Genomic DNA, 14,718 nt, shown 5'->3' on the forward strand with positions numbered 1-14,718 from the left:
CTCAACCCCGCGCAACATGAGTGACAGTCATGCCGGGCTCCACCCCCAGCAGTGCGGCGCTGGCAGGATCGAGCGCGATCCCGCCGTCACGCTGGTCAACCCAGCCATAGGCGGTGCGGAATTCGGCCAGCTTGCCGGTGGCCAGCAGCCGCTTTTCGCCAGTCTTGTGATCTCCCAGCGCAGGTTCGATCGCAACCACGACATCATCCTTAGCCTCGCGGATCGAGCGGATCTGGTCGGTCCTCACGGTCATGGTCGGGCCGCCATCGAAGATGTCGATGTAATTCTCCCAGGCGAAGCCCTCTTCCTCCAGCATCCGCATCGCGGCGCGGCCCGAAGGGTGCGGCACGCCGATCACCGCCTTGGCCGCGTCGGACAGCATGGCGATATAGACCGGGTGCTTGGGCATTAGGTCGGCGATGAACTGGTTGCCGAACTTGGCGTTGAACTCGTCCGCGTCCTGGAAATTCATCCCGAAGAAGCGCCCGGCCACCCCGTCCCAGAAAGGCGATCCACCGGCCTCGTCGATCACGCCGCGCAGTTCGGCCAGACACCGGTCGGCAAAGCGGGCGCGGTGGTTGCGGATGAAGAGATAGCGGCTGCGGGCGATCAGCATGCCCAGCCCACCGGCGCGTTCACCGGGGTGCAGGAACAGCCCGCCGACTTCTGAGGCGCCCTCAAGATCGGTCGACAAGTTCAGGATATCGGCCCGGAAAGTTCGTCCCAATTCCTCGCTGTGCTGGGTCAGCGCGCCGATCCGGTAGGAATAGAACGGCCACTTCAGGCCGACTGCCGAAAAGATCTGGCAAGTACCGCGCACTTCGCCGGTGGCGGTGTTTTCCAGCACGAAGACGAACAGGTCATCGCCCACGGCCTCTTCGGTGCGGGCAAAGGCGGCGGCCCCGCGCTCCAGCTTGGCAGTCAGCGCCTTGCGATCGGGCGGCAGGTTGGTGAAGCCCCCGCCGGTGCGTTTCGCCATTTCATAGAGGTGCTGCAGATCGTCGGCATTGGCCGCGCGGATTACGAACGTCACAGGGAAACTCCGGAAGCAAGGCGATGCAGGACCAGCGCGGACAATTGCGCGCGCTCGGCCAGGCTGGGGACGATCAGGAACTCGTCAGGCGAATGGATCGAACCGCCGCGCACGCCCATGGTATCGACCACGGGCACCCCGCATGCGGCGATATTGTTGCCATCGCAGACACCGCCGGAGCTTTGCCAGCGGATCGACTGGCCCAGCGCCGCTCCGCAATCCCGGACCAGTTCGAACAGGCGCTCGGCTGGTGGGGTGAGCGGCTTGGGCGGGCGGCTGATCCCGCCGTGGCGATGGATCGAAACGTCATGTTCCGCCGCAACAGTGGCTATCAACTGCTTGATCTGCAGTTCGAACCATTCCGCCAGCTCGGTTTCCATCGGGCGGATGTTGAAGCGCAGCACGGCATGATCGGGCACCACATTGTTTGCGCTGCCACCGTCGATCTTGGCCGGATTGATCGACAGACCGGGTCGCTCCAGCGCCTTCAGCCCCAGCGCCAAGGCGGCGGCGGCGACGATCGCGTTGCGCCCGTCCTGCGGGTTGCGCCCGGCATGGGCCGACCTGCCGGTCACGATCAGGCTGTAGTTTCCGCTGCCGCCGCGCGCACCGGCCAGGGTGCCATCGGGCAGGGCCGCTGGTTCGTAAGTCAGCGCTGCGAGCTTGCCCGCCGCCAGCTGTGCGATCAGCGGCGCGGAGGACAGGCTGCCGGTTTCCTCGTCGGAATTCAGCAGCACGTCATAGCCCACGCCCGAGGCGGCCGCGCTGCCTTCAAAGGCCTTGAGAGCGGCCAGGATCACCGCGATGCCGCCCTTCATGTCGGCCACGCCGGGGCCGTTCAACGTCTGCTCGTCCAGCCAGCGGGTAGCCTGGAACGAATGATCGGCCGGGAAGACAGTATCCATATGCCCCGTCAGCAGCAGGCGGCGGTTGGCGCCGGGGCGGACCCGCAGGACCAGGTGCTTGCCATAGGTGACATCGATCTCGCGCCCATCGGCGGCGACGGCCTTGACCGGCGCGGGATCGACCAGCGTGATTTCTCCGGGCAACTCGGCAAATGCATCGGCCAGCAGCGCGACATATTGCGCCAGCCCACCAAGGTTGCCCGTGCCGGTGTTGATCGCGCTCCAGGCCAGGACCTGGTTCAGCATCGGCGCGGCATCGACGCTGGCGACCAGCGCGGCTTCGGCGGGGGTAAGTTGTTGCATGTGTTACCACCTCTAGCCGAGGCGGGCGGGCAGTCCAACCCCCGTTGCCTTCCCTTCGCAACTGCGGCATAGGCGCGTGACTTCCTCCCCGGGATCGTTGATGAACCTATCGGCAGCGCGCTCATGCGCTGTGCGATTCCATGCGTGCGAGGAAAGATGAGCGACAGGGTTGAACGGTCCGGGCTGAAGGTTGACGCGGCGCTGGCCGCCTTCATCGAGAACGAAGTGGTTGCCCCGTTGGGCCGCGATGTGGCGCAGTTCTGGGCCGGTTTCGCCGCGCTGACCGACCGCTTCGTGCCGGTAAACCGTGCGCTGCTGGCCAAGCGCGATGACCTGCAGGCGCAGATCGATGCCTGGCACACGGCCCGCGCCGACCAGCCGATCGATGCGGCCGAATACCAGGCCTTCCTGCGCGAGATCGGCTACCTGGTGCCCGAACCGGCACCGTTCCAGGTCGGCACACAGAACGTCGATCCGGAGATCGCCACCATGGCGGGTCCGCAGCTGGTGGTGCCGGTGCTCAACGCGCGCTTCCTGCTTAACGCCGCCAATGCCCGCTGGGGCAGCCTCTATGACGCCTATTACGGCACCGACGCGCTCGATGCCCCGCCGGCCCGCCCGGGCGGCTATGACGAGGACCGCGGCGCAGCCGTGATCGCAGCGGCGCGCAAGTTCCTGAACAGCGCCATTCCCGGCTGGGAAGCGGCGCTGGCCGGCGAGGCCTGTGAATACCTCGTGGCCAGCAAGCCCGGCGGCTACCTGTTCCGCAACAATGGCCTGCACATCGAAGTGGTGGTCGATCCGGCGCACCCGGTCGGCAAGACCGATCCGCTCAGCATCGCCGACGTGATCCTGGAATCAGCGCTGACCACGATCTGCGACCTCGAGGATTCGGTCGCCGCGGTCGATGGCGAGGACAAGCTCAATGCCTATCGCAACTGGCTGGGCGTGATCCGGGGCGACCTCGCCGAAACCTTCGAGAAGGGCGGGCGGACGATGACCCGCACGCTCAATGGTGACCGGGTCTGGGGCGACCTGACCCTGCCGGGCCGCAGCCTGCTGTTCGTTCGCAATGTCGGCCACCTGATGACCAACCCGGCGATCCTGCTGGCCGATGGCAGCGAGATCCCGGAAGGGATCATGGATGCGGTGGTGACCAGCGCGATTGGTGCGCACGATGTGCGTGGGCTGTGCCGGTTTGGTAACAGCCGTCATGGCTCGATCTACATCGTCAAGCCCAAGCAGCATGGGCCTGAGGAATGCGCCTTTACCAATGACCTGTTCGATGCGGTCGAAGACCTGCTGGGCCTGCCGCGCCACACCGTGAAGGTGGGCGTGATGGACGAGGAACGCCGCACTTCCGCCAACCTCGCCGCCTGCATCCATGCGGTGAAGGACCGGATTGTCTTCATCAACACCGGCTTCCTTGACCGCACCGGGGATGAAATCCACACCTCGATGCGGGCCGGGGCGATGATCCGCAAGGCCGACATGAAGGCCTCTTCCTGGATCGCCGCCTATGAAGCCCGCAACGTCCAGATCGGCCTGTCCTGCGGGCTTTCGGGCAAGGCGCAGATCGGCAAAGGCATGTGGGCCGCGCCCGATCTGATGGGCGAGATGATGGTCCAAAAGATCGGCCACCCGAAGTCTGGCGCCAACACCGCCTGGGTGCCATCGCCCACCGCCGCGACGCTCCACGCGATGCATTACCACGCGGTCGATGTCTTTGCCGTGCAGCGCGAGCTGGCGGACAAGCCCACGCCGGGCCTCGAACCGCTGCTGACCGTGCCGCTCGCCGCCGGGACCAACTGGTCGGATGAGGAAGTCCGCGCCGAGCTGGACAACAACGCGCAGGGCTTGCTGGGCTATGTGGTGCGCTGGATCGACCAGGGCGTTGGCTGCTCCAAGGTGCCGGACATCAACGACGTTGGCCTGATGGAAGACCGCGCGACGCTGCGCATTTCATCGCAACACATGGCCAACTGGCTGCTGCACGGTGTCTGCACGCAGGAGCAGATCATGGACTCGCTCCGGCGCATGGCGGCCAAGGTCGATGCCCAGAACGCGGGCGATCCGCTGTATGAGCCGCTGGTTAGCAACGAAGAGGCCCCGGCTTTCCGCGCCGCGCTGGACCTGGTGTTCAAGGGTGTCGAGCAGCCGAGCGGCTATACCGAACCGCTGCTCCACCAGTGGCGGCGGGTGAAGAAGGGCGGCTGAGCGCCACTGGCCGATTGCCCCCGGCATCTGATAGGGTGCCGGGTATGGGCAGCGCGGATCACTGGCAGGGACGGGTAACCTTCGAAGACAGGTACGTCCGGTTCGATGGCGGCACGGGGGATAATCGGCCGCACAGCCACGTTGCCATCCAGGTTGTGATCGGGGCCGATTGCCGGGTCGAACTGGCGAATGGCCGGCAGTTCGTCGGGCCTGGGATCGTGGTGCGACCGCATGTTCCCCACCGTCTGCTGCCGCTGGCGCAAGGACGTGTCTATCTGGTTGAGCCGACCAGCGATATCGGCGCGGCCTTGCTGGCCAGCCTGCCGGACGAACCGGTCCAACTGGTTGATGATATCCAGCGGCGGCTTGATCGCCTGCTTGATGCACGCCTGGCGGAGCCGATCGATCCACGATTGCAGGCGGCAATCAACCTGCTCAGCGGTCCGGCTGCTCTGCGAAATGACCTCGCCGGGATCGCGCGGAAAGTCGGCCTGTCGCCCGAACGGCTGCGGGCCATTGCCGCCCGCCAGCTGGGCATGACCTTGGCTGGCTGGCGCCGCTGGGCAGCGGTCCGCCGCGCCTGCGAGGCCATGATCGATGGAGCCACCCCGGCCGAGGCTGCACTTCTGGGGGGGTTTTCGGACCAGGCGCATTTCACTCGCACCACCCGGTCGATGCTAGGGATTACCCCGGCAGCGCTGGCCCAGGTTGTGGCCTGAGGGGCGACCGTTCCGTTCAAGACGCTGGCGGGCAGACTACCTTAATGTCCCGCCAGACGTGTCGCATCGGAGGATTGAATGGATCGCAAGCGGTTGAGGGACCTGTTCGAACAGGCCATGGACCGGGCCTGGTTGGCCGAACGGAAGGGTGACTATGCCCAGGCCTTTGCCGAACTGGAGCGAGCGCATATCCTGGGGCAGCGCTGGCTGATCCGGCACCTGCGATCGCATTGGGGCATGTTGCGGATCGCGCGCAAAACGGGGGACTGGCGCGAGGCGCGAGGCCAGATTACCCGGCTGATCGGCTCGCCGCTGTTTTGGCTGGTTGGCTGGCTGCCCAAGGGCAATCCCGGCGGTGCCAATATCAGCCCGGTCAAGCCGGTGCCGCTGCAAGGCGATCTGGCGGTCGAACTGGCCGGTTACAGCGTATGGCGCGATGTGGCGATGCGGTTCGGTATCGCCGCCCTGGCCTTTGGCGGCCTATGGTTCCTAGGTCGCTGACAGCGACCGGGCGATTGCCACGAATTCCGCCACACTCAGCGTTTCAGCGCGGCGGGCCGGGTCAATGCCGAGCGCATCCAGCGCAGCGAGCGCGCCGGGCAGGCCCTTGAGGCTCTGGCGCAGCATCTTGCGGCGCTGGCCGAAGGCAGCTTCGGTCAGGCGTTCGAGCGTGCGGGCGGAAACACCCTCGGGCATGTCGGCCGGTGTCACGTGGACAATGGCGCTCATCACCTTGGGCGGCGGGGTGAAGGCGCTGCGGTGGACCTTCATCGCGATCTTCGAGCTCGAACGCCACTGGGCCAGCACGGCCAGGCGGCCATAGGCATCGCTGCCAGCCTCGGCGACGATCCGCTGCGCGACTTCAAGCTGGAACATCAGCGTCAGGCTGGCCCATTGCGGGGGCCAAGCCTCACCCCCCAGCCAGCCGGTGAACAGGGCCGTGCCGACATTGTAGGGCAGGTTGGCAACGATATGGAACGGACCTTCGATCCCGTGAGCGACCTTGGTCGCATCGCCCTCGATCACCGTGAGCTGGCCCGGAAAGGCCTCGGCCAGTTCGGCCAGCGCGGGCAGGCAGCGCCGGTCCATCTCAATCGCGGTGACCTGCGCCCCGGCCCGCAAGAGCGCGCGGGTCAGGCCGCCGGGGCCGGGGCCGACTTCGAGGACCTGTTGTCCCTTGAGCTTGCCGGGGATTGCCGCGATCCGGTCCAGCAATTGCTCGTCGAACAGGAAATTTTGGCCCAGCGCCTTGGAGGCGAACAGGCCGTGGCGATTGATGACATCGCGCAGGGGCGGCAGGTCAGCCAAGGTCTGCGCCTGCCCGCCGCGCAGCGATTTCGCCAGCCATGCGGATCGCGGCGATGGTCGCGCCGGGATCGGCGACACCCCGGCCGGCAATTCCAAAAGCGGTCCCGTGATCGGGGCTGGTGCGGACGATCGGCAGGCCCAGCGTGACGTTTACGCCCGCGTCGAAATCGAGCGCTTTCAGCGGTACCAGCGCCTGGTCGTGATACATGCACAGGGCTGCATCGTAAGTGGCCCGCGCGCGCGGCGTGAACAGCGCGTCGGCTGGGTGCGGGCCGCTCGCGTCGATCCCTTCGGCCCGCAAGATCGCAATCGCCGGGGCGATCACGGCCTGGTCCTCATCCCCCATCCGCCCGTTTTCGCCGGCATGGGGGTTAAGCGCGGCAATCGCCAGGCGCGGGGCGGCAAGGCCGAAATCCTGGGCCAGCGCGCGGGCGACGATCCGGGCCTTGGCCACGATCAGGTCGGTCGTGATCAGGCCGGGTACGGTCGAGAGCGCGACGTGTACGGTGAGCGGCACAGTCCGCAAGGACGGCCCGGCCAGCATCATCACGGCATCTTCGGCATCCACGCCGCAGGCCGCCGCGACAAATTCGGTCTGGCCGGGATGATCGAAGCCGACCTCGGCCAGCAGGGCCTTGGCAATCGGACCCGTGACCAGCCCGGAGCAGTCGCCTGCGCGGGTCAGTTCGGTCGCCTCGCTCAGCGAGGCGAGCGCCAGTTCGGCGCCGGCCCGGTCGGGTGCGCCAGGGGTGTAATCGCCATCGGCTCCGGCCAGCACCGGCAGCACCAGGTCGAACAGGTCGAGCGCTTCGGCCGGATGGAACACCTCGCGCACCGGCACCGACAGTCCGCGCGCTTCGGCCGCGGCAGTCAGCACCGAGGCTCCGCCCGCAACGACAAAAGGGGGCAGCAGTTCTATCTCGCGTGCGGCCCAGGCCGCAGCGATCAGTTCGGGGCCGACGCCCGCCGGATCGCCCAGCGACACGACGAGCGGCAGTTCGCTCATCGCGCGATCAGTCGTAATCGATCACGGCATCGCGCCGCAGATCCCGCAGATAGGCCTGGGCGCGCTTGTTGACGCGTTCGTCCTCAATCTGGCCCTGGATCTGTTCGAAGTTCGGCGCGGAGGCATCCTTGGGATCGTCGCGGCCGCACAGCATCAGCACGCGCACGCCATCCTGGATCGAACCGAATGGCGGGGTCACTTCGCCCAGCGTCATGCCCAGCACCAGGTTCTGGAGCGGCCCGGGCAGGTCGCGCGCCTTGATCTGGTCATTGTTGACCACTTCGGCGCCTTGCGCGGCGGCGATTTCATCGGCTGCGCCGCAACCGCGCGCCCCGCTCATCGCTTCGGCGAAGGTCCTGGCGCGGGCATTGGCCTGGGCCTCGGTCGTGCCAGGGGCAAAGGCGATCGAGATCTGCTTGAGGCTGAGCAAGGCGTCGCGCGGATCGGCAGTCAGCACCTGGCGCTTGTCGATCAGCGCCACGATCGAAAAGCCGCCGCGGATCTCGATCGGACCGGCGAGCTGGCCAGTCGGCAGGCCCTGAAGGGCCGCGCCCAGTTCGACCGGCAGCTGGCCGAGCCGGACCCAGCCAAGATCGCCGCCGACCGACGCGGTCGAGGCTTCGGAAAACTGGCGGGCATAGCCGACAAAGCTGCCGCCCTGGCGCAGCTGTTCAACGATGCGGGTGGCATTGGCCAACACCGCCTCGCGGTTTTCGGCCGTGGCCGAGAGGAAGATTTCGCCGACGCGATATTCCTCGGTGCCCTTGGCTTCCTGCATCCGCTTCAGCACTTCACGCACTTCCTCGTCGGACACGTTGACGAAGGGCTGGACATTGCGGCGTAGTAGCCGCTGCCACGACAATTCGCCCCGGATCTGCCGCTTGAGCGAAGCCGGCGAGGAGCCAATCCGCGCCAGGTAGGCGTCCATCGCCTTGGGATCCTGGCCAAAGTTCTGCGAGGCGATGCGGGCATAGGTCTGCTCGACCTCTTCGGGCTCAACCTCGACCTTCTGGGCGGCGGCTTCCTGGATCTGGAGCGTTTCGTCCATCAGGTTGCGCAGCACCTGCAGCTTCAGGCGCTTGAGTTCCTCTTCCTCGATCTTGCCACCGCTGGCCGCCACGAGCAGGGCCACGCGCTGGTCGATGTCGGTGCCGGTGATGATCTCGCCATTGATCACCACGGTGGCTTTGCGGTTGTTGGGATCGTTCTTGCCGAAGAAATTCGGGTTGTCCGGCAGGACCAGCCCGCCCGAGCCGCCTGCGATATCCTGCGCGATAGCTCCGCCGGCCAGGGCGAGTACCCCGGCGGCCAGAGCGATGCGGAACGGTCGGCGCGAAATGGACATGCGTGTCACCGTGTCTTCAATCCCCTTAGCGGCGCGGACCTGTTCTGCGCCGAACTTGCCGGCGCATGTGCCGCCGGCTGGCTTAACCCAAGCTGATCGGGCTACTACCGCCGCGGCGGATAGCGCGTTTGCCGTCAGCCCGCAAATCCCCGATCAGCGGAATCCAAGGTTACGCACGGCAATGCTGACCTGGAAGGTATTGCCGCGCCGCGCATCGCCCGTTGCCACGAAATCGCGCCGCCAGGTGAATGCCAGTTCCAGGCAGTCATCCGCATAGGCCACACCAAGCCGCGTGCGCAGCGCCTGGAAGCCATCGTCGGTCGAGGCCGGATCCTCGTTCTTGCCGGTCAGGTTGAACACACCCGAGCCGAACAGCGACCAGTAGCGGGCAAAGGCGACGCGGCCGGCCACGCGCAGTTCCTCGCGGTCCTTGAGGTCTTCCACCGTCGCGATATTGCGGTTGAGCCGCAGATAGCCGACCTCGGCATAGGTCCGCTCGTTGCCGATAGTCGCATCGATCTCGTTGCGGCGGACGGCGAAGTTGTCCTTGTCGAGCCGGAACCGGTGCGTGAGCTTGACGAAATCCTTGTAGCGGATCTCGGTCCGCCCGACGATGTCGGACAGGCGGCTGGACAGCCCGGTTCCATCCGGCAGCAGTGTCGGCCGGTTGGTCAGGCGATAGGACTGGCCGATCGTGGTTGCCACCCGCCAGCCGGGCCGTTCCCACTGCCAGTCGAACCCATAGGTAAAGCGCACCCCGTCCTCGACCCGGTCATAGCCGGGGAAGCGGTTGAGCGCGAACAGGTTCGAATCCTCGAGATCGATCGCGCGGGCATCCTCGTTCGGGATCGCCAGGTTGCGCAGCGTCGGGCTGGCGACGACCTGGAAGCGTGGGGTCAGCACCTGATTGCCGCCCAGGAACCCGCCGATCAGCGGCCATTTCACATCGACTGCGGCCATGCCGATAGCGCGGTGCTGCCAGCCGGGATTGCCGCGATAGATCGCCGTCGCGGTCAGGCCGTTCTCGTCCGAATTGTAGACATCGCCGCGCGCCAGGGCGGTCAGCGTGATTTCCTGACCCATGCTGGTGATCCGCCGCAGGTCCCACCGCGCGCTGGCGAAGGCGCGCTGGGTATCCTGCCCGCTGGTCCGGGTGATCGCGAGACTGTTGAACTGCAGTTCGACCTTGCCGCCCAGTACCGGGTCACTCAACCGGCGGCGATAGTCGATCACCGGCAGGGCGATCGGCACCTGTCCCTGGGCATCGGCCACTCGCAGCGTCTGGGTGGCCCAGCCAGAGATCGAGAGATAGGAATTCTCATCGATGCGCTCGGCCTCGATCACGCTGCGCAGCCGATCGTCGCGGCTGATGTCATAGCGGCGCAGGAAAGTGCGGTCGGAGGCCAGGCGTCCCGAAACGGTCAGGCTCCAGTTGGGATCGAACTGCAGCTTGCCATTGGCGCCCAGGTAGCCGCGGAAATCGTTCTGGCTGCCGCCGCCGCCCACGCCGATCGGGATGCGCGAACCGCGGGTGGCATAACCGGTAACCTGGAATGCGCCCGTGCTGGTCAGCTGCCGGTACTGCGCCGAGACCATCGGCAGCGCCTCGGTGTAGACATAGCCGGTGACGGCCAGGTCACGGTTGTTGCCCAGGCGCTTGTAATAGGTCTGCGAAAACTCCACCCCGTTCGACGCCGACAGGCGCACGTCCGGAATCAGCAGGCCCGAAATCGGCCGCCCGTCGCTCGCCAGCATCAGCCCCGGCAGCGGCAGCAGCCGCGCTCCGAACAGTTCCAGCCGCGCGCCCTTGAAGCGGATCAGCTTCTTGGCATCGTCATAGATCACCCGCTCGGCAGTGATCCGCCAGCTGGGCCTGACCGGGCAGCCTTCGCTATCCTCCACCGCGCAGGCGGAATAAACCGCGTTGGACAGCACCACTGTGCCATCGGGCGCGCGCTGACCGCTGGCGGCGGCCAGCCGCCCGCCTTCGCGCAGGGCCAGCAGCATGTTTTCCATCGCCCCGGCGCGCAGGTCATCATCAAGGGTAAGCTTGTCGCTGAACAGCTGGTTGCCATCGTTATCGACGAATCGGATGCTGCCGCTGGCCTCGACCTCGCCGGTCTTGCGGTTCCAGACGAGCTTGTCCGCGCGGACCGACTGACCATTGCGGCGCATCACCACATTGCCGAAGGCGGTCACGCTGTCGCTGGCGTCATCATAGCTGACACCATCGGCTTCGAAGGCAATCGGCGCCCCGTCTTGCTCATCGCCCCGCTCGTCGGCCGGCGGTGCGGGCGGATTCGCCTCCTGCGCGTAAACGGCGGGCGCGCCCAGCGTCAGGGCCGCCGCAAGGGCGCTGGATTTCCAGCGCAGCGACGCGGAATTCGGGCAGGGCAGGCGCAACCGCGCGGAACGAGGCATGGGTTGCCTATCGCACCGCCCGCGCCTAACTGCAATCCACGCTAACCAACAGCGGACCGGGGCAGACAATCGCCCTGCCGCAAGATCCTTCTTCCGGAGCCTTCATGCAGATCGAATTCGTCGCCGGTCCCCTTGCCGCTACCGTCTCCCCCGTTGCCCGTATTGTCGATCAGGATGCCTTGCCCGCCGATCTCGAGGCAGTGGTGCTGGAAGCGGCCAAGGCGGCACGGTTTACCGGCAAGGCCGGGCAGGCCTGCGATGCCTTCGTGGCGCGTGATGGCGCTGTCGTCCGGGCCGCGCTGGCCGGGGCCGGGGATGCCAAGGCCAAGGACCGCATCGCCGCGCTGGAGCGCGCCGGGGCGGCGCTGACCGCCCGCTTCCTGACTTCGGGCGCGGCGGTTCTGACGATCGACTTCACCGGCACCCGCCTGGCCCCCGTCGAAGTGGCCGCCGTGCTGCTGGGGGCACGGCTGCGGGCCTGGCGCTATGACCTTTATCGCACCAAGCTGAGCGAGGAGCAGAAGCCCAGCCTCAAGACGATCCGCGTTGCCGGTGCGCCCGACGGCACCGAAGCTGCCTGGGCCGTGGAAGCGGCGCTGGCCGAAGGAGTGGAGTTCACCCGCGAGCTGGTGACCGAACCGGCCAACGTGATCTACCCCGCCAGCTTCGTCGAGCGCGCCCATAAGCGGCTGGATGGCACCGGCGTGAAGATCCGCGTGCTTGACCGCGACGAGATGGCCGCGCTGGGCATGGGCGCGCTGCTGGGCGTGGCGCAGGGCTCGGTGCGCGAACCCAAGCTGCTGGTGATGGAATGGAACGGCGGCCCGGCGGGCGGCAAGCCCACTGCCTTCGTCGGCAAGGGCGTGACTTTCGATACCGGCGGGATCAGCCTGAAGCCGCCGGCCGGCATGGAAGACATGAAGTGGGACATGGGCGGCGCAGGCGCCGTCGCGGGCGTCATGCTGGCCCTGGCCAAGCGCAAGGCCAAGGCCAACGTCGTCGGCATCTGCGGCCTGGTTGAGAACATGCCCGATGGCAATGCCCAGCGCCCCGGTGACGTGGTCACCACCATGTCGGGCCAGACGGTTGAAGTGATCAATACCGATGCCGAAGGGCGACTGGTGCTGTGCGATGCGATCACCTGGACGCAGAAGGAATTTGCCCCCGCCGCTATCATCGATCTTGCCACCCTGACCGGGGCGATGATCATTGCGCTGGGCCACGAATATGGCGGCATGTTCGCCAACGATGATGATCTGGCCGCCAAGCTCCTCGCCGCCGGTGAGGCCTCGGGTGACAAGCTGTGGCGCCAGCCGCTGGGCCCGGCCTATGACAAGCTGATCGATAGCCCGATTGCCGACATGAAGAATGTCGGCCCGCGCGAAGGCGGCTCGATCACCGCCGCGCAGTTCATCGGTCGCTATGTCGACAAGGGCATGCCCTGGGCGCACCTCGACATCGCCGGGATGGTCTGGGCCAACAAGCCGGGCCAGACCTGGGACAAGGGCGCGACCGGCTATGGCGTGCGCGTGCTTGACCGCTTCGTGCGCGACAACCTGGAAGGCTGAGCCATGCCGCGCATGCGGCGCAAGGCAGACCTGCCGACCAAGATCTGCGCCGCTTGCGGCCTCCCGTTCGCCTGGCGCAAGAAGTGGGAACGCGATTGGGACAATGTGAAGTACTGTTCCGATCGCTGCCGGCGCTCTAAGGGTGGCGTCTGATGCAGGTCGATTTCTACCAGCTGAGCCGCGATCCCGCCGAAGTGGTGGTGCCGCTGCTGGCGCGCAATACGCTCAAGGCGGGCGAGCGGCTACTGGTGGTCTCGGCCGACGACGCCCTGACCGGCCGGATCAGCGAACGGCTGTGGGCCGGGGCGGAAATCTTCCTCGCCCACGGTCTGTCCGGCGGGGCGCACGATGCCCGCCAGCCGATCCTGCTGGCCGACCAGCCGCAGCCCGCGAATGGCGCGCGCTATGTCATCCTGGCCGATGGGGTGTGGCACGAAGCCGCGCTGGGCTTTGCCCGTGCCTTCCTGCTGTTCGACGGTGCGACCATCGAGGCCGCTCGTGGCACCTGGCGCGCGCTCGACGGACGCGACAGCGTGGTGCGCAATTTTTGGCGGCAGGACGAGGGCCGCTGGACCAAGGTCCTGTGATTCTTGCAGAGCAGCATTTTCCCCGCTAGGGGCGCGCCAGCTTTTCCAAACGCATAATATTGCCCCTCAGTTTTCCAAGGACGAACACCATGGCGGTTACCCGCACCTTTTCGATCATCAAGCCCGATGCCACCCGCCGCAACCTGACCGGGGCGGTCACCAAGATGCTGGAAGAAGCCGGCCTGCGCGTCGTCGCTTCGAAGCGCATCCACATGACCCGCGAACAGGCCGAAGGCTTTTACGGCGTTCACCGCGAGCGTCCCTTCTTCGGCGAACTGTGCGATTTCATGATGAGCGAGCCGGTTGTCGTGCAGGTTCTGGAAGGCGAAGACGCCGTCGCTCGTAACCGCGAAGTGATGGGCGCCACCAACCCGGCCGATGCCGCCGAAGGCACCATTCGCAAGACCTATGCCCTGTCGATCGGTGAGAACACCGTCCACGGCTCGGACTCGGACGAGAACGCCGCGATCGAAATCGCGTTCTTCTTCAAGCCAGAAGAAATCGTCGGCTAAGCTGTAGGGCTGCCGCTTGAAAAGGGCCGCCGGAGCGATCCGACGGCCCTTTTTCTTTGGCGATTTGACCCAGCGCAAGGCGGCGGCAAGCCGCAGCAGGCTATAGTTCCCTCATCCAAGAGAGGAGCCTCCATGTCGAATACCCCGCACGAGCTGGCCGCCGAGTTCCCGAACGATCACGCGCTGCTCCACGACCTGAAGCTGAACAATCCCCATTTCGTGACCCTTGCGGACCGCTACCATGCGGTAAACGGCGAGATTCATCGGATCGAGGCGGGAATCGAGAACACCTCTGACGAATATGCCGAAACGCTGAAGAAGCAGCGACTGGCCCTGGTCGACGAGATTTCCGCAATGCTGGCGAAGGCCAGGGCTGCGGCCTGATTGCGCCGATCCGCGTCATTGCTCTTCGCAAAATGACGCGGATCGCCTAGGCTCGCCCGCAAAGGAGAGCACGGCATGAAAGGCATGGGCGGAGACGGCGGCGAGGATTGCCCGTTCCAGTTCAATTTCGATCCCGCCACCTTCAAGGTTGGCGATACGGTCAGTTACCGCGTCTCGACGATGGAAGACTGGCCCTTCGTCGGCACCCTGCTCGAAGTCCATGCCGATCACGTGGTGATCAGCCCCGGCCCGACCGAACCCGATGCCCGCTACAAGGGCACCCGCGAAAGCCGCCCGATGGTGGATGGCAGCGAGATATAAGAACGTTTGACTATCCAGCCTGGCAGGCCGATCATCCCTCCATGCTGGCGAGCCATCTTTGGGGCAGCCAAGACTCGCCAGCTCTTGCC

Annotated in this window: 15 protein-coding genes; 9 read left to right on the top strand and 6 right to left on the bottom strand. The window is 66.3% G+C overall.

What is annotated here, in order from left to right; all coding sequences use genetic code 11:
• Window position 1 precedes the first annotated feature (1 nt).
• A complete protein-coding gene (locus O9281_RS01220) occupies window positions 2-1,033 on the bottom strand; it encodes an arginine N-succinyltransferase (protein WP_298181932.1) in 1,032 nt (343 codons plus the stop codon).
• Entirely contained in the window at window positions 1,030-2,241 is a 1,212-nt protein-coding gene (locus tag O9281_RS01225; protein ID WP_298181934.1) for a hydrolase, read from the bottom strand. The genes O9281_RS01220 and O9281_RS01225 overlap by 4 nt, the downstream gene beginning before the upstream one ends.
• Before the next feature lie 156 nt (window positions 2,242-2,397).
• Here O9281_RS01225 and O9281_RS01230 point away from each other — a divergent pair, with 156 nt between their 5' ends.
• The 3 genes from O9281_RS01230 to O9281_RS01240 all read left to right on the top strand — a co-directional run bounded on the left by O9281_RS01230 (window position 2,398) and on the right by O9281_RS01240 (window position 5,678).
• Window positions 2,398-4,458, top strand: a complete 2,061-nt coding sequence (locus tag O9281_RS01230; RefSeq protein WP_298181936.1) for a malate synthase G — start codon at window positions 2,398-2,400, stop codon at window positions 4,456-4,458.
• A gap of 44 nt (window positions 4,459-4,502) precedes the next feature.
• A complete protein-coding gene (locus O9281_RS01235) occupies window positions 4,503-5,177 on the top strand; it encodes an AraC family transcriptional regulator (RefSeq protein WP_298181938.1) in 675 nt (224 codons plus the stop codon).
• A 78-nt stretch (window positions 5,178-5,255) separates the two neighbouring features.
• Window positions 5,256-5,678 (top strand): DUF3703 domain-containing protein, encoded by a 423-nt coding sequence (locus O9281_RS01240; protein WP_298181941.1) that lies wholly within the window; start codon window positions 5,256-5,258, stop codon window positions 5,676-5,678.
• Here the strand turns inward: O9281_RS01240 and rsmA are convergent.
• The 4 genes from rsmA to O9281_RS01260 form a co-directional block, all read right to left on the bottom strand.
• Window positions 5,667-6,485 (bottom strand): 16S rRNA (adenine(1518)-N(6)/adenine(1519)-N(6))-dimethyltransferase RsmA, encoded by an 819-nt coding sequence (rsmA, locus tag O9281_RS01245; RefSeq protein ID WP_298181943.1) that lies wholly within the window; start codon window positions 6,483-6,485, stop codon window positions 5,667-5,669. The genes O9281_RS01240 and rsmA overlap by 12 nt on opposite strands.
• Entirely contained in the window at window positions 6,478-7,491 is a 1,014-nt protein-coding gene (pdxA, locus tag O9281_RS01250; RefSeq protein WP_298181945.1) for a 4-hydroxythreonine-4-phosphate dehydrogenase PdxA, read from the bottom strand. Before pdxA ends, rsmA begins: the two co-directional genes overlap by 8 nt.
• Window positions 7,492-7,498: 7 nt before the next feature.
• A complete protein-coding gene (locus tag O9281_RS01255; protein ID WP_298181947.1) occupies window positions 7,499-8,836 on the bottom strand; it encodes a peptidylprolyl isomerase in 1,338 nt (445 codons plus the stop codon).
• A 153-nt stretch (window positions 8,837-8,989) separates the two neighbouring features.
• Window positions 8,990-11,257 carry an LPS assembly protein LptD gene (locus tag O9281_RS01260; RefSeq protein ID WP_298181949.1) on the bottom strand — a complete coding sequence of 756 codons (2,268 nt, stop codon included), beginning with the start codon at window positions 11,255-11,257 and terminating at the stop codon, window positions 8,990-8,992.
• A 104-nt stretch (window positions 11,258-11,361) separates the two neighbouring features.
• Here O9281_RS01260 and O9281_RS01265 point away from each other — a divergent pair, with 104 nt between their 5' ends.
• The 6 genes from O9281_RS01265 (at window position 11,362) to O9281_RS01290 (ending at window position 14,629) form a co-directional block, all read left to right on the top strand.
• Entirely contained in the window at window positions 11,362-12,825 is a 1,464-nt protein-coding gene (locus O9281_RS01265) for a leucyl aminopeptidase (RefSeq protein WP_298181951.1), read from the top strand.
• Window positions 12,826-12,828: 3 nt separating this feature from the next.
• Window positions 12,829-12,978, top strand: a complete 150-nt coding sequence (locus O9281_RS01270) for a DUF2256 domain-containing protein (RefSeq protein ID WP_298181953.1) — start codon at window positions 12,829-12,831, stop codon at window positions 12,976-12,978.
• Window positions 12,978-13,412 (top strand): DNA polymerase III subunit chi, encoded by a 435-nt coding sequence (locus O9281_RS01275; protein ID WP_298181955.1) that lies wholly within the window; start codon window positions 12,978-12,980, stop codon window positions 13,410-13,412. Before O9281_RS01270 ends, O9281_RS01275 begins: the two co-directional genes overlap by 1 nt.
• Before the next feature lie 89 nt (window positions 13,413-13,501).
• Window positions 13,502-13,924: a nucleoside-diphosphate kinase gene (gene ndk / locus O9281_RS01280; protein ID WP_298181957.1), complete on the top strand. Its 423-nt coding sequence runs from the start codon at window positions 13,502-13,504 to the stop codon at window positions 13,922-13,924.
• 132 nt (window positions 13,925-14,056) lie between these two features.
• A complete protein-coding gene (locus O9281_RS01285; protein WP_298181959.1) occupies window positions 14,057-14,308 on the top strand; it encodes a DUF465 domain-containing protein in 252 nt (83 codons plus the stop codon).
• Window positions 14,309-14,383: 75 nt separating this feature from the next.
• The gene (locus O9281_RS01290; protein ID WP_298181961.1) at window positions 14,384-14,629 is read left to right on the top strand and encodes a hypothetical protein; all 246 of its coding nucleotides are present in this window, start codon (window positions 14,384-14,386) and stop codon (window positions 14,627-14,629) included.
• The last annotated feature ends 89 nt before the right edge of the window (window positions 14,630-14,718 follow it).

Source organism: Novosphingobium sp. (assembly GCF_027531025.1).
GTDB lineage: Bacteria > Pseudomonadota > Alphaproteobacteria > Sphingomonadales > Sphingomonadaceae > Novosphingobium.